This is a genomic window from Marmoricola sp. RAF53 (assembly GCF_052114005.1).
Lineage (GTDB): Bacteria > Actinomycetota > Actinomycetes > Propionibacteriales > Nocardioidaceae > Marmoricola.
The window spans coordinates 15,091-34,497 of sequence record NZ_JBFRDX010000015.1; the positions used below are offsets into that span (position 1 = coordinate 15,091).

Annotated in this window: 14 protein-coding genes; 7 read left to right on the forward strand and 7 right to left on the reverse strand. The window is 72.8% G+C overall.

Annotation, left to right across the window (positions count from 1 at the left end; genetic code table 11):
• Positions 1–2,088 (reverse strand): aryl-sulfate sulfotransferase, encoded by a 2,088-nt coding sequence (locus AB4Y76_RS13995; protein ID WP_441926264.1) that lies wholly within the window; start codon positions 2,086–2,088, stop codon positions 1–3.
• 141 nt (positions 2,089–2,229) lie between these two features.
• On the opposite strand from AB4Y76_RS13995, the gene AB4Y76_RS14000 reads away from it, so the two are divergent.
• From AB4Y76_RS14000 to zwf, 4 genes are all read left to right on the forward strand, one after another.
• The gene (locus AB4Y76_RS14000) at positions 2,230–3,096 is read left to right on the forward strand and encodes an AAA family ATPase (protein ID WP_441926266.1); all 867 of its coding nucleotides are present in this window, start codon (positions 2,230–2,232) and stop codon (positions 3,094–3,096) included.
• An 8-nt stretch (positions 3,097–3,104) separates the two neighbouring features.
• Positions 3,105–4,511: a VWA domain-containing protein gene (locus AB4Y76_RS14005; RefSeq protein WP_441926268.1), complete on the forward strand. Its 1,407-nt coding sequence runs from the start codon at positions 3,105–3,107 to the stop codon at positions 4,509–4,511.
• A gap of 81 nt (positions 4,512–4,592) precedes the next feature.
• Positions 4,593–6,746 (forward strand): HelD family protein, encoded by a 2,154-nt coding sequence (locus tag AB4Y76_RS14010; protein WP_441926270.1) that lies wholly within the window; start codon positions 4,593–4,595, stop codon positions 6,744–6,746.
• A 66-nt stretch (positions 6,747–6,812) separates the two neighbouring features.
• A complete protein-coding gene (gene zwf / locus AB4Y76_RS14015) occupies positions 6,813–8,270 on the forward strand; it encodes a glucose-6-phosphate dehydrogenase (protein ID WP_441926272.1) in 1,458 nt (485 codons plus the stop codon).
• A 39-nt stretch (positions 8,271–8,309) separates the two neighbouring features.
• Here the strand turns inward: zwf and AB4Y76_RS14020 are convergent, their stop codons facing one another.
• The 4 genes from AB4Y76_RS14020 to AB4Y76_RS14035 all read right to left on the reverse strand — a co-directional run bounded on the left by AB4Y76_RS14020 (position 8,310) and on the right by AB4Y76_RS14035 (position 12,708).
• Entirely contained in the window at positions 8,310–10,025 is a 1,716-nt protein-coding gene (locus tag AB4Y76_RS14020; RefSeq protein ID WP_441926274.1) for an Ig-like domain repeat protein, read from the reverse strand.
• 368 nt (positions 10,026–10,393) lie between these two features.
• Positions 10,394–11,560: an RNA polymerase sigma factor gene (locus AB4Y76_RS14025; RefSeq protein WP_441926276.1), complete on the reverse strand. Its 1,167-nt coding sequence runs from the start codon at positions 11,558–11,560 to the stop codon at positions 10,394–10,396.
• Positions 11,557–11,964, reverse strand: a complete 408-nt coding sequence (locus AB4Y76_RS14030; protein WP_441926278.1) for a YciI family protein — start codon at positions 11,962–11,964, stop codon at positions 11,557–11,559. The genes AB4Y76_RS14025 and AB4Y76_RS14030 overlap by 4 nt, the downstream gene beginning before the upstream one ends.
• A gap of 108 nt (positions 11,965–12,072) precedes the next feature.
• The gene (locus AB4Y76_RS14035) at positions 12,073–12,708 is read right to left on the reverse strand and encodes a pyridoxamine 5'-phosphate oxidase family protein (protein WP_441926280.1); all 636 of its coding nucleotides are present in this window, start codon (positions 12,706–12,708) and stop codon (positions 12,073–12,075) included.
• Positions 12,709–12,822: 114 nt separating this feature from the next.
• Here AB4Y76_RS14035 and AB4Y76_RS14040 point away from each other — a divergent pair, with 114 nt between their 5' ends.
• The 3 genes from AB4Y76_RS14040 to pabB are packed head-to-tail and all read left to right on the forward strand — an operon-like array spanning position 12,823 to position 16,528.
• On the forward strand, positions 12,823–14,751 hold the full coding sequence (locus tag AB4Y76_RS14040; protein WP_441926282.1) for an anthranilate synthase family protein: 1,929 nt from the start codon (positions 12,823–12,825) through the stop codon (positions 14,749–14,751).
• The gene (locus AB4Y76_RS14045; protein ID WP_441926284.1) at positions 14,751–15,323 is read left to right on the forward strand and encodes an anthranilate synthase component II; all 573 of its coding nucleotides are present in this window, start codon (positions 14,751–14,753) and stop codon (positions 15,321–15,323) included. The genes AB4Y76_RS14040 and AB4Y76_RS14045 overlap by 1 nt, the downstream gene beginning before the upstream one ends.
• Positions 15,320–16,528, forward strand: a complete 1,209-nt coding sequence (gene pabB, locus AB4Y76_RS14050; RefSeq protein ID WP_441926286.1) for an aminodeoxychorismate synthase component I — start codon at positions 15,320–15,322, stop codon at positions 16,526–16,528. The genes AB4Y76_RS14045 and pabB overlap by 4 nt, the downstream gene beginning before the upstream one ends.
• An 80-nt stretch (positions 16,529–16,608) precedes the next feature.
• Here the strand turns inward: pabB and AB4Y76_RS14055 are convergent, their stop codons facing one another.
• Complete coding sequence (locus AB4Y76_RS14055; RefSeq protein ID WP_441926288.1) at positions 16,609–17,949, reverse strand: S1C family serine protease; 1,341 nt, start codon at positions 17,947–17,949, stop codon at positions 16,609–16,611.
• Between the two features lie 45 nt (positions 17,950–17,994).
• Complete coding sequence (locus AB4Y76_RS14060; RefSeq protein ID WP_441926290.1) at positions 17,995–19,395, reverse strand: sensor histidine kinase; 1,401 nt, start codon at positions 19,393–19,395, stop codon at positions 17,995–17,997.
• Positions 19,396–19,407 lie beyond the last annotated feature (12 nt).

Here is a 19,407-nt window from a genome sequence, read left to right on the forward strand (position 1 = left end):
TCAGCGGCGTGCGGTGACCACCATCGCGACCCGGTCGACCGCGCTCGCCGCGGCGGCTGAGGTCGCGCGCACGGTGACGGTCTGCTGCTTGCCGGTCGCGGTGCCCGGCTTGCGGATCACCACGACGCGGAGCCGGACGGTGGCGTTCGGCGCCAGCGACGCCGAGCGGTAGGTGCCCGCGACCACCCGGCGGGTGACGTCGGTCGAACCGGCGTAGTAGCGGACGTCGAAGGACTTGGACGCCTTCGTGCCGAGCAGCCTGACCGCGCCGGTCAGGTAGCCGGTGTTGCGGACCGCGACGCTGCCGCTCGCCCGGCCGTGGCGCCCGTGGGTGGCGAGCCGGACGGTCCCGGCCGCGGCGTCGACGCCGTACGGCGGGACCACCGTGTAGGTGCGGGCGGTCGTGGTGACGTTCCCGGCGCCGTCGGTCGCGGTGACCCGCGCCGTGCGGGTTCCGGGGGTGCGGGTGTCGAGGTTGCCGCCGGAGAGCCCGGTGACCGTGCAGGTCCGCAGGTTCGACCCGCCACGGTCCGTGCAGGAGCTGTCGACCGGCACGACCGTGCCCTGCCGGTACGACGCCGCCACGGTGCCGAGCCGGGCGGTCGGCTTGATCGCGTCGGGGAGGTTCGTGATCAGCTCGGCCCGGTAGGTCATGTAGTGCTTGACCGTCGGCGTCGCGGCGGCCGGGTCGCGGAGCTCCCACAGCACCTGCTTGTCGGGTCCGATCTCGGTGGCGATCGCGTCGCGGTCGTCGGCCCAGCCGATCAGGGTGTCGCCGTTGGCTGTCCGGCGGGCAGAGCCGGCGAACAGTGCGTAGGTGCTCGCCGGGGCGTAGCTCCACACCAGGGTCGCGGTGTGCGCGGTGGTGTCGAGCGCGTACTCGGAGATCCGGGTCGCGCCGCGGTTCGTCGTCGGGCCGGTCGGGTCGGTCGGGTCGACGCAGAGCCCGTCGCTGCCGTTGTCGAAGATCAGGATGTGCCCGTTGGCGAGCTCGCTCGCGGTGTGCTGCGCGCAGGGGCCGCCGTACGGGTCGTCGACGAAGGTGAAGTCGCTGTCCCGGCCGCCGAGCTTCCAGACGATGTCGCCCGGCTGGTAGCCGTCGTGGGCCACCGTGGCGATGCGCACGACCGCGCTGAGGTGCCGGAACGACGCGATGACGTCGCCGTCCGCCACCGGGACCACCGAGTTGATGTGCGCGTAGTCGCCCCGGCTGAAACCGCCGTTGTTCTGCACGGTCGGGCTGGCCGTGGTCTCGGCCTCGAGCGCCTTCGAGGTCCACTCGAACGTCGTGGTGCCGTTGGCGGCGAGCTTCTGGATCGTGGCGTCGGTCTTGTCGCGGCCGGCGTCGTACTCGTAGCCGATCAGGATGGTGCTGCCGTCGGCGAGCTTGACGGCGTCGTGGCCGTCGGTGTTGGTCAGCGGTGCGAGGACGTCCTGGCGGCCGGCCTCGCGGAGCTGGGAGTCGAGGGTGATCAGCGCGGTGCCGGTGTGGCCGGGCGCCGTGGTCGGGCGGGAGACGGTGATCTGGCCGTTCGGCTGCTGCTTCAGGTCGAGGTTCTGGGCGGTCCCGAGGGCGGCGTACACGGGGACGCCGTTGCGGTCGACGATCGCGTCGTACGACGCGCGGCCAGAGGCGTCGAAGGGGTTCAGGGTGAGTCCGACGTAGCCGTCGGCGAGGCCGGACTGGTGGGTCGTGACCTCGAGCTTCGGGAAGCCGGCGGGCAGGTACATCACCGAGTACGCCTCGGTCCCGGCCGTGTCGGCGATGACCACCGAGACCTCGTCGCCGGCGACCAGGCCGGAGACGGTGGTCGGGCCGGTGACGGTCCGGCCGTCGACACGCACGGACCCGGCGGGGTCGCTGGTGGCCGCGGCCACCTGGAGCACCCCGGCGGTCGCGGCGGTGGTGGTGGCGGCGTACCGGTGCACGCCGGAGCTGAACGCCGGGTAGGAGTCGACCTCCGTGCCGGAGACGCTGAGCGTGCGGACCGGCACCGGGGTCGCGCCGGCCGGTGCGGCCAGCCCCGTCGTCGTCGCGGTCAGGACGGAGGCGGACAGGACGACCAGGGCCGCCAGGGTGCGCTTCATGTGTTCCCTCCCAGGAACCCGCACGGCGTCGGTCCCTCCCCGAACGTCACAATGCGGACATCTCAGACTACCCGGGCGACGGCTGCCCGTACGCCGGATGGGCGAGACGGCCCGGACCGGGCCGCAAGGCATGATGTGCCGGTGACCTGGTTCGACTCCGCGGCCGACGCCGCCAAGCGCCTCGGCGAAGCCGGCTACCTGGCCGACCCCGCGACCGCCACCACCACGTTCCTCGCCGGAGCGCTCGAGAAGCCGCTGCTGGTGGAGGGGCCGGCGGGGGTCGGCAAGACCGAGCTCGCCAAGGCGATCGCCTGCTCGACCGGCGCCGAGCTGGTCCGGCTGCAGTGCTACGAGGGCCTCGACGAGGCCCGGGCGCTCTACGAGTGGAACTACAAGAAGCAGCTGCTCCGGATCCAGGCCGCCGGCGACGACGCCAGCTGGGACGAGACCCACGACGACATCTTCACCGAGGAGTTCCTGCTCACCCGGCCGCTGCTCACCGCGATCCGGCGCACCGACCCCACGGTGCTGCTCATCGACGAGGTCGACAAGACCGACGTCGAGGTCGAGGGCCTGCTGCTGGAGGTGCTCTCCGACTTCCAGGTGACCATCCCCGAGCTCGGCACCGTCGCCGCCGTACGCCGGCCGATGGTGCTGCTCACCTCCAACGCCACCCGCGAGCTGTCCGAGGCGGTCCGCCGCCGCTGCCTGTACCTGCACATCGACTACCCCGACGCCGAGCGCGAGCTCGCCATCGTCACCTCGCAGGTCGAGGACGTCGAGGAGAGCCTGGCCCGGCAGATCGTCGAGACCGTCACCAAGCTGCGCGCCCTGGAGCTGCGCAAGTCGCCCTCGATCGCCGAGACCATCGACTGGGCCCGGACGCTGGTCGCCCTCGGCACCGGCACCCTGGACCCGGCCTCCATCGACGCCACCCTCGGCGTCGTCCTCAAGCACAGCAGCGACGTGGACCGCGCGGTCCGCGAGCTGCGGCTCCGCCAGGGCTGAGAAGGCCGATGTCGCTGCTCGACCGGCACATCGCCTTCGTCGAGGCGCTCCGCGCGGCGGGCCTCCCGGTCTCGCTGTCCGAAGGGCTCGACGCCGTGCACGCGATCGGAACCCTCGGCCTGGAGGACCGCGAGATCCTGCGGGCGGCGTACGCGGCGACGCTGGTCAAGCGCCAGCCGCACCGCCCCGGGTTCGACCACGTCTTCGACCTGTACTTCCCGGCACTGGTCGGCGATCCGACCCGGGTCGAGGAGCCCGAAGGTCTCGAGACGGACCCTGACGGTCCTCCCCGACCGGCAGGGGCGGACGGTCCGCTCGGCGACGGCCCCGCCGACCTCGCCGAGTTCCGCGACAGCCTGGCGACCGCGCTGGCGATGGGCGACCCGGACGCGCTCCAGGCGCTCGCCCGGGAGGCCGTCCTCCGGTTCGGGCTGATCCGGGGCCGCGGCCAGGGCGAGCAGCGCTGGTCGTCGTACAACGTGATGAACCGGGTCTCGCCGGGCGAGCTCGTCGACCGGGTGCTCGAGGGCCTGCTCGGTCAGCTCGACCAGGACCCGGCGCTGCGCCGGCTGGTCGAGGCGCAGGTGGCCGCGTTCGAGGGCATGGTCGACTCCGAGGTGCGCCGCCGCGCCGCCGAGGTCCGCGGCCCCGAGCACGTCGCCCGCTACACGGTGCGCAAGAGCATCGACCAGCTCGACTTCACGTCGGCGCGCAAGGCCGACCTGGAGGAGATGCGCCGCGAGATCGGGCCGCTCGCCCGCCGCCTGGCCACCCGGCTCAACCGGCACAAGGCGTCCCGGCAGCGCGGCCCGCTGGACTTCCGCCGGACGGTGCGCGCCTCGGTCTCCTCCGGCGGCGTCCCGCTGGAGACGCACCACCGACCGCGCCGGCCCAGCCGCAGCGACCTCGTCGTGCTCTGCGACGTCAGCGGCTCGGTGTCGAACTTCGCGAACTTCACCCTGATGCTCGTCTTCGCGCTGCGCGAGCAGTTCAACCGGGTGCGGGCGTTCACCTTCGTCGACGAGATCCACGAGGTCACCGACCGGTTCGTCACCGGCGCCGACCCGATGGAGACGATGGCCTCGCTCGCCGCGAGCGCCCAGCACGCGACGCTCTGGGGGCGCACCAACTACGGCCGCGCGTTCACCCGCTTCGCCGAGCTGCACCCGGACGCGATCACGCCGAAGACCAACCTGCTGGTCCTCGGCGACGCCCGGTCCAACTACTCCGACCTCGCCCTGCCGGTCTACCGGCAGCTGGTCGCCGACTCCCGGCACGCCTGGTGGCTCAACCCGGAGTCGCCGCGGCACTGGGCGACCGGGGACTCGGCCGCGCTCGACTACGGGAAGATCGCGCCGATGATCGAGTGCCGCAATCTCGTCCAGCTCGGCGAATTCGTGCACGACCTGGCCTGATCCGGGTTCCCGGGTCGGCGCCGACCTGCTGCCGGTAGAGTGGACGACTCCCGTTTCCCGCCGCCGAAGGACCAGCGAACCTTGAACGATGACGTCGCCGCGCGCGAGATCGCGCTCGAGCAGGAGTTCGTCGACACGGTCTACCGCCAGCTAGCCGAATCGACCCGTTCGGCCGAGCAGCTGGCCGCCGAGGGCCGTGCCCGCGGTCAGCTCGGGCACGAGGGCGGACTGGTCGAGCGGGACGCGATGCTGTTCCAGGCCGCGCGCCGGATGGCCAGCCTGGACGCCGCCCACGAGGGCCTCGTCTTCGGGCGTCTGGACATGCGTGACGAGGTCGACCCCGAGCCCCGGTACGTCGGCCGGATCGGTCTGCGCGACGCCGACCGCGACGTGCTCCTCATCGACTGGCGCGCCCCGGCGGCGGCCGTCTTCTACCAGGCCACGCCGGCCGAGCCGCAGAACGTGATCCGGCGGCGGATCCTGCGCAGCGACGGCGAGACCGTCATCGGCGTCGAGGACGACCTGCTCGACCCCGAGGCGGACGCCGCGTCGGAGAAGAACCTCCCCATCGTCGGCGAGGGCGCCCTGATGGCGCAGCTCTCCCGCGCCCGGGACCGCTCGATGCACTCGATCGTCGCCACCATCCAGGCCGAGCAGGACCGGGCGATCCGGGCGCCGCAGAAGGGCGTCGTGATGATCAGCGGCGGTCCGGGCACCGGCAAGACCGTCGTCGCGCTGCACCGCGCGGCCTTCCTGCTGTACGCCGACCGCCGCCGCTACGAGACCGGCGGTGTCCTGGTCGTCGGCCCGTCCGGCGTCTTCATGCGCTACATCGAGCGGGTGCTGCCGTCCCTCGGTGAGACCGCGGTCGCGCTCCGCTCGCTCGGCGAGGTCGTCGACGGGCTCCGGGCGACCCGCCGTGACGACCCGCGGATCGCCGAGGTCAAGGGTTCCGGCGCCATGGCCGAGCTGCTCCGGCGCACCGCCCGGCAGCACGTGCCCGGGGCGCCGCGGGAGTTCCGGGTCTTCTACCGCGACGACGTGCTCGTGCTCGGGCCGCGCGAGCTCGGCCAGATCCGCCGCCAGCTGCTCTCGATGGGCTCGCGGAACCGGTCGACGACGAAGGTCGCCAGCACCCTGATCGACGCCCTGTGGCGGCAGGTCCGCTCCGAGCGTGCGCGCGAGCGCACCAAGGAGGACTTCGCCGACGAGATGCGCACCAGCGACGCGTTCCTCGAGTTCGCGGCCGCCTGGTGGCCGGTGCTCGACGCCGCGTCCGTGCTCGGCTGGCTGCGCGACCCCGAGCTCCTCGGCCGGGTCGCCGAGGGCGTCCTCGACGACGAGGCCGTCCGGCTGCTCACCAAGTCGTGGGGCGAGGACCTGACCGTCGACGACGTCCCGCTGGTCGACGAGCTGCGCTACCTGCTCGGCGACCCGCCGATCGTCAACGACGCCGACGAGGACCCGCTCGGGCTGGCCGACAGCTCGCTGCAGGAGCTCACCACCGCCGCCGACCGGGAGTACCGCGGCCGCGGCGGCTGGACGCCGCCGACCGGCCGGGTCGAGGACGACGGCTACGCGCACGTGCTCGTCGACGAGGCCCAGGACCTGACGCCGATGCAGTGGCGGATGGTCGGCCGGCGCGGGCGCACGGCGACCTGGACGATCGTCGGGGACCCGGCGCAGTCGTCGTGGCCGGTGCGGGCCGAGGCCGAGGAGGCCCGGTCGGCGGCACTGAACTCGCTGTCCGGAGACAAGCCGGTCCACCAGTTCCACCTGTCGACCAACTACCGGAACTCGTCGGAGATCTACGCGTTCGCGGCGGCGTACGCCGAGCGGGTCGGCCTGGACGCCGACCTGCCGAACGCGGTCCGCTCGACCGGCGTCGCGCCGCGCGAGGAGACCGTCGCGGACCTCGAGCACGGCACCCGCGAGACGCTGGCCGCGATGCTCGGCCAGGTCGACGGCACCGTCGGGATCGTGGTCCCGGTGGCGCGTCGTACCGAGGTGACCCGCTGGCTGCAGGGCTGGCCCGAGGTGGCCGGCCTGATCACCGGCGACGACGCCCGGGTCGCGGTGCTGACCGGTCTCGACACCAAGGGCCTGGAGTTCGACGGCATCGTCGTGGTCCAGCCGCAGGAGATCGAGGCCGAGTCCCCGACCGGCCGGGCGACGCTGTACGTGGTCTACACCCGCGCCACCCAGATGATGACCACCCTGACCCACCACCGCTGACCCACCACCGCTGACCCGGCACCGAGGTTTAACCCCGCGGCAACACCGCAGGGCTATCGTCGGCACATGGAGCAACCGCACGTCATCGTGCTGTTCGGCGCCACCGGCGACCTGGCCCGGCGCAAGCTGCTGCCCGGCCTGCTGCGCCTCTTCGAGGCCGGCCTGCTGATCGACGCGCGGATCGTCGGCACCTCGCTGGAGGACGTCGACACCGAGCACTTCGTGAAGTTCGCCCGGGACGCCTGCGAGGAGTTCGGCCAGGGAGAGCTGACCGAGACGAGGTGGGCGCCGTTCGCGCGGATGCTCAGCTACGTCCCGGTGTCCGCCGGCACCGGCGCGCTCGGGGAGGCCGTCTCGATGGCCGAGGCCGAGCTCGCCGCCGAGGTCGACGTCGTCGCCAAGGACATCGGCCGGCTGCACTACCTGAGCGTCCCGCCCAAAGCCGCGCTCGGCGTGCTGCGCCAGCTCGACGAGGCCGCCCTGGTCGACCGCGCCCGGATCATCATGGAGAAGCCGTTCGGCACCGACCTGGCGTCGGCCAAGCTGCTCAACGACCGGGTGCACCGGGTGTTCGCGGAGGACCAGGTCTTCCGGATCGACCACTTCCTCGGCAAGGAAGCGGCGCAGAACATCCTCGCCTTCCGGTTCGCCAACGGCCTCTTCGAGCCGATCTGGAACCGCAACTTCATCGACCACGTGCAGATCGACGTGCCGGAGGTGCTCGGCCTGGAGGGCCGGACCCGGTTCTACGAGTCCACCGGCGCCTACCGGGACATGGTCGTCACCCACCTGATGCAGGTGCTGGCCTTCATGGCGATGGAGCCGCCGACCTCGCTGGCGCCGGGGCCGATCTCCGACGAGAAGCTCAAGGTGTTCCGGTCGATGCGGCCGATCGAGCCGGCGAACGTCGTACGCGGTCAGTACTCCGGCTACCGCGGCAAGGAGGAGGTCGCCGACGACTCCGACACCGAGACGTTCATCGCCCTCAAGGCGGAGATCGACAACTGGCGCTGGGCCGGGGTGCCGTTCTTCCTGCGGACCGGCAAGAAGCTCGCCGAGGGCGCCCGGATCATCTCGATCGCCTTCAAGGAGCCGCCGCTGACGATGTTCCCGCCCGGTTCGAACGCGGGCACCCAAGGCCCTGACCACCTCACCTTCGACCTCGCCGACCAGTCGAAGATGTCGCTCTCCTTCTACGGCAAGCGTCCCGGCCCGGGGATGAAGCTGGAGAAGCTCTCGATGCAGTTCGCCACCCACGAGACCGGCAGCTCCGGGTCGGTGCTGGAGGCCTACGAGCGGCTCATCTACGACGCGATGCGCGGCGACCACACCCTCTTCACCACCGCCGAGGGCGTCGAGACGCTGTGGGCGAAGTCCGCGCCGCTGCTGGAGAACCCGCCGCCCGTCCGGTCGTACGCCCCTGGCAGCTGGGGCCCGAACGCCATCCACCAGCTCATCGCCCCGCACGCCTGGCGGCTGCCGTTCGAGCGCAGCTGGCGGGGCTCGGGCACGTCGACGCGCTAGGGGGCGTGTGCCCGGCTGCCCCCGTGCGCCGCGAGCGTGCTACTTCGAGGTGAGCCTGATGGTCCTGGGGCCGGACGCCAGGTAGTAGGTGCTGCCCTGGTAGGTCACGCTGGCGGTCCAGCGGCCCCGGGCCAGCCTGGGCAGCTTGCCGGCGGCCGCGCCGTTGGCGACGTTCAGGGTGACCTTCTTGACGGCCTTTCCCTTCTTGAGGACCAGGAGCGCCTTCCCGGTGGCCCTGACCAGGCCCGCGGCGGTCGGCACGGCCACGGAGACCGTCCCCGTCCTGCTCGGGCTCGCCTTCGCGACCTTCAAGGTGGGAGTGCCGGTCCTGCCCTTGCCGACAGTCAACGTCCCGGTCTTGCTGCCAGGACCGAAGGTGTCGCTGCCGGCATAGGTCGCCTCGACCGCGTGGAGACCCGGGGTGGTCGTCCCCGCCACCTGGAACGACGCCGTGCCACCGGCGAGAGCCTGGGTGCCGACCGGCTTGCCGTCCAAGGTCAGGGAGACGCTGCCCGCGGCCCCGGGGACCGAAGCGGTCACCGTCGCCGCGGCGCCGTACCTGCCCGGGGCGATCGACAGGCCGATCGTTGCCGGGGCCGGGACCTTCACGGCCGCCGAGGTCGACGAGATGGTGTCCTCGCCGGCTTTGGCCGCGGTCGACCGGTAGCTGATCTGCTTGCCCGCCAACGCAGGCGTCACGTCCAACGTGGCGCCGGTCTGACCCGGCACGGCCTCCCCGTCGGCCAGCCACTGGCTGGTCACGGTCTCCGGACCAGCCGAGAACGTGCCCGGGGTCGCCGTCAACGTGCCGCCGACTGCCGGGCTGCCCGTCACCTGCGGCAGCTCGACCCGCAGCATCTTCGTGATCAGCACGCCACCGGTGCTGGTCGAGGGACCGGACCCGGGCCGCGCACCGAGCACGATCTGCGTCAGCGCGCGCCCGTTCAGCGCCGCCGGTGCGGCGCCCGGAGCGCCGTCGCCGGACCAGGAGTGGATGGTCCGATCGCGATCCACGATGGCGAACTCGGAGGTGCCGCTGCTGTTCGCCAGCAACGCCGGGTCGGAGGCGGCGACCTCCGTCGGCAGTGCGGGAGGCGAGACCGAGCCGAACGGCACGAGCGTGTTGTCGGCCAGCAGTGCCACGCCGCCGATGCGACTGGTGGCGATCGCCTTCACGTTGCCCGGCATCTGCAGCGCGGCCGGGAGGGCGCCTGCCACGTCGTGACCCCAGGCTGTCACGGTCCCGGCCTCGGTCAACGCGAAGAACTGGTCGTTCGTGGCGGTGATCGCGGTCGCTCGCAACCCCGCCGGGACCTCGACCTCGTGGTAGGTCGGCCGCCCCCAGGCCACCACGGAGCCGTCCGTCTTCACCGCGGCCGCCGCCGAATCAGTCAGAGCCAGCTGCTTGACTCCGTTCAGCCCGGCCGGAACGTCCAACGGGTTCGGAGAAGCGGACGCCTCGTCGCCCCACGTCAGCACCGTGCCGTCGTGGGTCACCGCGCCCGCATAGCCGCCGTGGGTGGCGATCTGGGCCACCTTGACCGCTGCCACGTCCGCAGGGACCGTCTGCAGCCCGAACTCGTTGGCTCCCCAACCGACGACCCGGCCGGCGGCGGTCAACACCAGTCGGGCGTTGTCCGGCAGCACCACCTGGGAGATGGCGACGCCGGTCAGCGACTCGGGGAGCGTCAGCTGGCCTCCCGTGTCGTCTCCCCAGAGGGCCAGCTCGCCGGCCTGCACCGACGACACCGGCATCCCCGGAACGGACAACGGGGTGGCCTCGCCGGGATCCCAACCTGCGGCGGCAGCCGCGGGTCCGACTCCCGCAGTGCCGAGTGCCAGCGCTGCCACCAGCGCTGCCACCACCGCTGCCACCACCGCTGGCACCCCGACGAACCTACGCCGGGCGAACGGCCCGGGCATCGACTGTGTCCGCATTCCCACTCCTCAACAGGCATCACCGACGGCCGCGCCAACGAGCGTGACTTGCCCGGCGCTATCCGTCTTCGCCGGAGAGCTGGGGGCGTCGATGATTGGCGGTCGAGGACAGACCATCGGGGGAATCATCGGCCGCTCTGGCCCGCACCTGAGCGTTCCACGTGCCCCTGGGCCGCTGGCGGCGCTCACCGCGCGGCGGAATTGATCCGCGCCGCCTGCTTCGTCAGGTGGTCGCGCTCGGCCTGGTTCGTCGCGACGAGCGCGGCCTCCGCGTACAGGCGGGCGGCCGTCACGAGGTCGCCGTCCCGCTCGTGCAGGTACGCCGCCACGGCGGTCCGGCGCGGCAGGTCCGGTTCGACCTCCGCGAGCGCGGCCAGGCCGGCCCGGGCGCCGTCGGCCTCGCCGACCGCCACGGCGCGGTTGAGCCGGACGACGGGGCTGGCGGTGAGGGCGAGGAGCTCGTCGTACCAGTCGACGATCTGCACCCAGTCGGTCTCCTCGGCCCGCGGGGCGTCGGCGTGCAGCGCGGCGATCGCGGCCTGGGCCTGGAACTCGCCGAGCCGGTCGCGGGCCAGCGCCGTCTGCAGGACCTCGACCCCTTCGGCGATCATCGCGGTGTCCCAGCACCGGCGGTCCTGCTCGGCGAGCGGGACCAGGCCCCCGTCGGCGTCGGTCCGGGCGCTCCGGCGCGCGTGGTGCAGCAGCATCAGCGCGTGCAGCCCGGAGACCTCGGGGTGGCCGGGGTGCTCGGGTCCGACCGCGGCGGCGAGCTGCCGGGTCAGCCGGATCGCCTCGACGGCGAGGTCGACGTCACCGGAGTAGCCCTCGTTGAAGACCAGGTAGAGCACCCGCAGCACGGTGCCGAGATCGCCCGGCTGGTCGAACCGGACGCCGGCGACGGTCCGCTTCGCCCGGGTGATCCGCTGGCCCATGGTGGCCTCGGGGACCAGGTAGGCGGCAGCGATCTGGCGGGTGGTCAGCCCGCCGACGGCCCGCAGTGTCAGCGCGACCGCCGACGACGGCGTGAGCGACGGGTGCGCGCACAGGAAGTAGAGCTGCAGAGTGTCGTCCCGGCCGGCCGGGGGCTCGGGGACCGGCTGCTCCTCGGCCAGGTCCTCGCGCCGCCGCCGCGAGGCGTCCGCCCGGGTGGCGTCGAGGAACTTGCGCCACGCCACCGTGACCAGCCACGCCTTCGGGTTCTGCGGCGGGTCCTCCGGCCAGGCCCGGACAGCCTGCAGCAGCGCTTCCTGGACGGCGTCCTCGGCCGCCGCGAAGTCGGCTCCGCGGCGGACGAGGATGCCGAGGACCTGGGGAGTCAGGCGCCGGATCTCGTCCGGGTCCATCGGACTCATTCCGTGATCGTCGGCAGCTCGGTCAGGAACGGGCGCACCTCGAGCCACTCGTGGATCGGCTCGCCGCCCGCGCCCGGGGCCGCCGACAGCTCGCCGGCCAGCTCGAACGCGCGGTCCCTGCTGTCGACGTCGATGATCATCCAGCCGGCGATCAGGTCCTTGGTCTCGGCGAACGGGCCGTCCGTGACCGGCGGCCGGCCCTCGCCGTCGTACCGGACCCAGGCGCCCTCGGGGGCCAGCGCGGAGGCGTCGACGAGCTCGCCGGTGGTCTCCAGCCGGGCCGCGAACTCCTGCATGAACCGGACGTGGTCCGCGACCTCGTCGGGGGTCCAGCGATCCATCGGCACGGCGTTCTGCGGCGCGGGCGCGCCGCGGTAGTGCTTGAGCAGCAGGTACTTGGCCATCGTGGTTCTCCTCAGCTCGGTGCGACCCGGTGCGGTCGCGCTTCGTCCCGGGGACGGAGCCGGCCGGCGGTTCTCGACATCACGCTACGGAATTTCGGTCCACCGTCCTCACGGCCGCCACCCCCGCAGGTACGCCGGCACCTCCGGGTCGCCGCGCAGGTCCGGCGCCGGCACCGGGTCGCCGTACGCCGCGACGATCGGCAGCACGCCCGCCCACACCGGGGCGTCGAGGTCCTCCGGCGGATCCTCCGGGTCGCCGGCGCTGATCTTCACCGACCACTCGACCAGCGGCAGCGCCAGGACGGCGGTCGCGGCCAGCTCTTTGGCCGTCGGCGGCCGGAGCGTGTCCCACCGGCCCGGCATCCAGGCCTCCGACATCGCCCGCAGCGCGGCGACCTTCCCGTCGTCGGGGACGACCGCACAGGTCCCGAAGACCATCGCGCTGCGGTAGTGCATCGAGGACTCGAACGCCGACCTGGCCAGCACCATCCCGTCCAGCAGCGTCACGGCCGCGCAGACCTCGACGCCCGAGCCCAGGGTCCGGAGCAGCCGGCTGCCGGTCGAGCCGTGCAGCAGCAGCCGGTCACCGTCGCGGGCGCAGGCGACGGGCACGTTGACCGGCGACCCCTCCTGGACGAAGGCGAGGTGCGCGACCCGGGCGGCGTCCAGGACGGCGTCGAGGCTCGCCCGGTCGTGGGCGGCCTTCTCGGGCAGGCGGCGGATCCGGGTGCGAGGTTCGGACATGGATCGATTGTGGTTTCGAGACGGTTGCTGCGCGACCTCCTCAACCGGCGAGCGGCCGTCTCGCCCCGGGAAAACCGGCCCGGCCGGTCGCACGCGCGTTGGTAGCGTCAGGCCATGACCGCCACCGTGACGTCCGCCGCCGCAGCCCTCGAGCAGGTGCTGGGGCAGCAGGCCTGGGCGGTCGTCCGGCTCCGCGACAGCCCCACCGTGACGGTCCTCGGCGGGGCCCTGGTGCCGACCGACAAGCTCGGCGACATCCCGCTGCCCGAGGGCGCCCCGGAGGTCGGCCGCCGTTTCGACACCCTGGTCGCGGTGCCGTTCCGCCAGGTCGCCGAGCGCGGCTTCGAGGCGCACGACGACGGGACCCCGCTGGCGGTGGTCGACATCGCCACCGAGGTCGAGGTGCCGCTCGCCGAGCTGGTCGCGGCGCTGCCGGCCGAGCCGATCGAGTTCACCGACCGCGGTGGTTTCGAGACCAGCGACGAGGAGTACGCCGACACCGTCGGCCGGATCATCCGCGAGGAGATCGGCAACGGCGAGGGCGCCAACCTGGTGATCGGCCGGCACTACCGCGCGCAGCTCGCCGACTGGGACGAGCGGACCGGCCCGGCCAAGGCGCTGAGCGTGCTGCGCCGGCTGCTGGAGAACGAGCGCGGCGCCTACTGGACGTACTGCTTCTGGACCGGCGACCGGTTCCTGATCGGCGCCTCGCCGGAGCGGCACGTCAGCGTGCACGACGGCGAGGTCCGGATGAACCCGATCTCCGGCACCTTCCGGCTCAAGGGCCTCGCGCCCGAGGAGCGCAAGGCGAAGCTGCTGGAGTTCCTGGCCGACGAGAAGGAGATCTACGAGCTCTTCATGGTCGTCGACGAAGAGCTCAAGATGATGTGCGACATCTGCCACGAGGGCGGCCAGGTGCTCGGTCCGTTCCTCAAGCCGATGACGCACCTGGTGCACACCGAGTACCTGCTCGCCGGCCGCACCCGCTCCGACGTCCGCGACGTGCTCCGCGACTCGATGTTCGCCGCCACCGTCACCGGCGCCCCTGTCGAGAACGCCTGCCGGCTGATCAGGCGCTACGAGGCCGAGGGTCGCGGCTACTACGCCGGCGCGCTCGCCCTGCTCGGCCGCGACCCCGACGGGGCCCCGACGGCGGACTCGCCGATCGTGATCAGGACCGCGGACGTCTCGCCCACCGGTGCCCTCAAGGTCACCGCCGGAGCGACCCTGGTGCGCGACTCCGACCCGGACTCGGAGGTCGCCGAGACCGCGGCGAAGGCGAGCGGCATCCTGAGCGCGTTCGGGCTGGTCCCGGCCGCCGTGGGAGAGCCGTCGCAGGTGGCCGACCTGGCCCGCGACGAGGACGTCCTGATCGCGCTGAACTCCCGCAACCAGCGGCTCTCCAAGTTCTGGCTCACCGACCAGGCGGGGGCCGCGCCGGCGCCCGAGCTGGCCGGACGCTCGGTCGCGATCCTGCACGGCGAGGACGACTTCGCCAACATGCTCTGCCACGTGTTCGCGGTGCTCGGCATGAAGCCGACCGTGATCCGGCACGAGGACTTCCGCCCCGGTGCCTTCGACTCCTACGACCTCGCCGTCGTCGGCCCCGGCCCCGGTGACCCGCGGGACGACAGCAGCGCCAAGATCGCCACGTTCCGCACCGCCGTCGACGGGCTGCTCGCCTCCGGCAAGCCGTTCCTCTCGGTCTGCCTGGGGCACCAGGTCCTCTGCCACCGGCTCGGCATCCCCCTGGCCTACAAGGACATCGTCTTCCAGGGCACCCAGTCGACGGTCACCATCGACGGCCGGCCCGAGGCGGTCGGGTTCTACAACACCTTCGTCGGCCGGCTCGGCGCCGACGCCGCGTCATCCGAAAGCGTCCTGCCCGAGGGTGTCCGCGTGGAGACCGACCCCGCGACCGGCGACATCCACCTCGTCGCCGGACCGCACTTCCGCGGCGTCCAGTTCCACGCCGAGTCGATCCTCACCGAGAACGGCGTCGCCCTGATCCAGCGGTTGCTCCTGGACCTGGTCACCGGCTGATGGACGTGCTCGTGGTCGACCACCACGACTCGTACACCTGGAACCTGGTGCACCTGGTCGCCGCGGTGACCGGCGTGCTTCCCGACGTCGTCGAGCACGACGAGCCCGGGGTGCTCGACCGCGCGTCCGGCTGCACCCACCTGGTGCTCTCGCCCGGCCCCGGGCACCCCTCCGAACCGGCCGACTTCGCCCTCGGCCGGGCCGTCTTCGAGCTCGGGGTGCCGGTCCTCGGCGTCTGCCTCGGGATGCAGGCGCTCGTGACGGCGTACGGCGGCACGGTGGAGCGGGTGGATCCGGCGCACGGCGAGGTCGCGCACGTGACCCACGACGGGACCGGTGTGCTCGCCGGCCTGCCCGACGGCTTCGCCGCCGTCCGCTACCACTCGCTGGCGGCGACCCGGGTTCCCGACGACCTGCGGGTCACCGGCCGGGCCGGGGACGTGGTGATGGCCGTCGAGCACCGGACCCTGCCGCTGCACGGCGTCCAGTTCCACCCCGAGTCGGTGCTCTCCGAGCACGGCGAGCGGATCGTCGCGAACTTCCTGGGTCGGCCGTCGGGGGAGGGGGCGTGACCGCCGCCGACGAGTTCGCCCGGATCGCCGCCCGTCACGAGCGCTGCTTCTGGCTCGACGGCGGCGGCTCGCAGCCGTGGTCGGGCCGGCGTTCGCTCCTCGGCTGGCTGGAGGACGACGACGTCTCGCTCACCTACGACGCCGGACGCCGGCAGGTCGTCGAGCACCCGGCCGGCCGGGTCGTCGGCGACGACGTCTTCGCCGTCCTGCAGGACCGCCTCGACGGCGACCCGGCGACGCACTGGGTCGGCTTCTTCGGGTACGCCGCCCGTCCCGACCTGCCGGCCCGCAGCCTGCCCGGCGTCCCGGACGCGGTCTGGATGCGCGCCCGCTCGGTGCGCGTCGAGGAGGGCAGCGTGCAGTCGCTGGCCCGGGCCCGCGACGTGGACCCCGAGGTCGTGGTGCCGGACTGGTACCGGGCCGGGTTCGACCGGGTCCAGGAGCACCTGCGCGCCGGCAACTCCTACGAGGTCAACCTGACCTACCGGGTCGCCGCGGAGATCGAGGCAGATCCTGTCGAGGTGTACCGCCGGCTGCGCTCGACCAACCCCGCGCCGTACGCGGGCGTGCTCCGGCACGGGGACACCTGGCTGCTCTCCGCGTCCCCCGAGCGGTTCGCCACCATCGACCGGAACCGGCGCGTCGAGACCCGGCCGATCAAGGGCACCACGCCGCGTGGCGCGACCCCGGCCGAGGACGACCGGCTGCGCGCACTGCTGGCCGAGGACACCAAGTTCCGGGCCGAGAACCTGATGATCACCGACCTGCTCCGCAACGACCTCGCGATGGTCTGCGAGCCCGGAAGCGTGGCGGTGCCGCGGCTGATGGAGGTCGAGTCCTACCCGTCGGTGCACCAGCTGGTCTCCACCGTCACCGGCCACCTCCGCGCGGAGGTCGGCACCGTCGACGCGCTCCGGGCGATGTTCCCGGCCGGATCGATGACCGGGGCGCCGAAGCTGCGGACCATGCAGGTCATCGACGAGGTCGAGGCCGAGCCGCGCGGCGTCTACGCGGGTGCCTTCGGCTGGATCTCCGGCGACGGCCGCGCCGACCTCGGGGTCGTGATCCGGTCGTTGTTCCGCTCCGGCGCCGGTCCGTGGTGGCTGGGCACCGGCGGCGGGATCACCGTGCGCTCGGACGTCGCGGAGGAGTGGGCCGAGACGCTCTGGAAGGTCGCGCGCGTGCGCGGAGCGCTGGCGGGCTGAGGCAGAAAGGTGCCTGCCCGGCGTGGATCCGTTCTACCGCCGTGGATCCATGCCGGGCAGGCGTGCGGTGTGACAGTCGGTCAGGACTGGGTGTTCTGCGCGTCCGAGCCGAGGGTGGCCTCGGTGGTCTTCGTCTTGCCGTCGCGGATGTAGGTGATGGTGACCTTCTCGCCGGGCCGGTGGCCGCGGACGGTGGCGACGAGCGACTCGGAGCCGTCGATCAGGTCGTCGTTCACCTTCGTGATCACGTCGCCCTTCTTCAGGCCCGCCTTGTCGGCCGGGCCGCCCGAGGTGACGTCGCCGACCTGGGCGCCCTGGGCCAGCGTGCTGCTGCTGACGTCGGAGACGCTGATCGCGAGCCGGGCGTGGGTCGGGGTCTCGCCGTCGGTGATCTGCTTGACGATCGGCAGGACCTCGTCGATCGGGATCGAGAAGCCGAGGCCGATCGAGCCGCCGGAGGACGAGGAGTCGTCCGCGGTGCGGATCGAGGAGTTGATGCCGACGACGCGGCCGGACATGTCGACCAGCGGGCCGCCGGAGTTGCCGGGGTTGATCGCCGCGTCGGTCTGGATCGCCGGGTAGGTCGTGCTCGTGCCGCCGGAGGACTGCTGCTGGGGCTGCTGCTGCGGCTGCTCACCGAAGCCGAACGGGTTCTGGTCCTGCTGCGGGGCCTGCTGCTCCGAGGTGGACACCGACACCGGCCGGTTGAGGGCGGAGACGATGCCGCTGGTGACCGTCGAGTTCAGCCCGTACGGCGACCCGACCGCGACGACCGCCTGGCCGACGCGCAGCGCCGAGGAGCTGCCGATCGTGGCCGGCGTCAGGCCGGAGACGCCCTCGGCCTTGATCACCGCGATGTCGGTGACCGGGTCGGTGCCGATGACCTTCGCCTTGACGGTCTTGCCGTCGTTGAAGTTCACGGTGATCGAACCGCCGTTGCCGGCGACCTCGACCACGTGGTTGTTGGTGAGGATCTCGCCGTCGGCGGAGAGGATGATGCCGGAGCCCGAGCCGGACTCGCTGCTCCCGGAGACGTTGATCTTCACGACCGAGGGGAGGACGGTCGAGGCGACCTTCTCGACCGAGCCGGCCGGGAGGTTCGCGGCGTTCGAGGCCTTGACCCCGCTGCCGGTCGAGGCGACCGCTGCCGTGCTGTCGTCGCCCTGCCAGGCGTCGTACCAGGCGGCACCGCCGATCCCGGCCGCCCCTCCGAGGAGGAGAGCGCCCACCAGCACGCCGGCCGTCGCGGCACCGCCACGACGCACGGGTGCGGTCGTGGTCGCGGCCGGGGCCTGGTACGGCGGGAGCGGGCGGGTGTGCTCGGCGGCCGGGGTCGGGGGCTCGGCGGACCAGGGGAAACCGTCAGCCGACCCAGTGGGGGAGTTGTTCGAAGCGCCGTCAGGAATGTTCTGGTCCGTCATGTCCTCGATCGTGACGGCCGATCCTGAGAGATCTCTAGGAGGTCGCTACGACCGGGCCAAGACTTGGCTGGTCTCCGGCGGACTCGGCTGCCCCGGCACCGAGAACCAGAACGCTGCCCCCCCGTCGGGCCCGGTCCCGGCGCGGACGACCCCGCCGTGCCGCTCGGCGACCGACGCGACGATGGAGAGGCCGAGGCCCGAGCCGGGCATCGAGCGCGACTCGGCGGAGCGGTAGAACCGCTCGAAGACGTGCGGCAGGTCCTGGGCCGCGATGCCCGGTCCCTGGTCGGCGACCATCAGGGTGCCCTCGGTGAGGGTGACCGTCACGGTGCCGCCGGTCGGGCTCCACTTCGCGGCGTTGTCGAGCAGGTTGGTGATCGCCCGCTCGAGCGCGTCCGCCTCGCCGGTGACCCACCAGGGCGTGCTGCGCACGCTGAACTCGACGTTCGCCCGGCGGCGTACCCGGGAGATCGCCTGGTCGAGGACCGCGGTCAGCTCGACCGGCTCGACGGTGGCCTGTCCCGGTTCCTCGCGGGCGAGCTCGACGAGGTCGCCGATCAGCGTCGTCATCTCGTTGATCTGGGCGCGGACGTCGTCGAGCAGCTCGGCGCGGTTCTCCGCGGACAGGCCGGTGGAGGCGTCCGCCTGGACCAGCAGGTCCAGGTTGGTGCGCAGCGAGGTCAGCGGGGTGCGCAGCTCGTGGCCGGCGTCGGCGACCAGCTGGCGCTGCCGGTGCTGGGACGCGGAGAGCGCGCGGAGCATGGCGTTGAAGGACTGGGCCAGCCGGGCGACCTCGTCGCTGCCCTCGATCGGGATCGGCTCCAGGCGCTGGGTGCGGGCGATGTCCTCGACGGCGGCGGTGAGGCGTCGTACCGGGCGCAGGCCGTTGCGTGCGACCGCCCAGCCGGCCAGGCCGGCGGCGATCATGCCGGCGACGCCGAAGAGCAGCATCACCAGGCCGAGCCGGTCGAGCATCCGGTCGGTCGAGGCCATCGACTGCGCGAGCACGAGGGCCTGCCCGTCGCCGGCGTTGACCGCGACCATCCGCCAGCGCTCGCCGCGCGACCAGACGGTCCGCGCCGAGTGCTGGTCCTTGCCCTGGGCGACGGCCACCTCGGCCGAGCCGATGCCGAAGGAGTCGGTGGTGTCGACGCTCTGCCAGGTCGCCGGCCGGGTGTGCGCGTCGACCAGGATGATCTTCACGTCGGCCGCGCCGAGCGCCCACGACGGGACCCGCTCCTGGGCCAGCGCCGGGACGGTCTGCGCGGCCTGGTTGGCGCGGCTGAGCAGCGAGTCGTCGAGCGCCCCGACGGTCTGCGCGCGCACCGTCGCGTACGCCGCGAACGCGACCGCGCTGACCGCGAAGCCGACGGCGACGGTGGTCAGGACGGTGACCCGGCTGGCCAGCGAGCGGCGGTAGTGCAGGCCGCCCCAGACGTTGCTCACGGACAGCCCTCG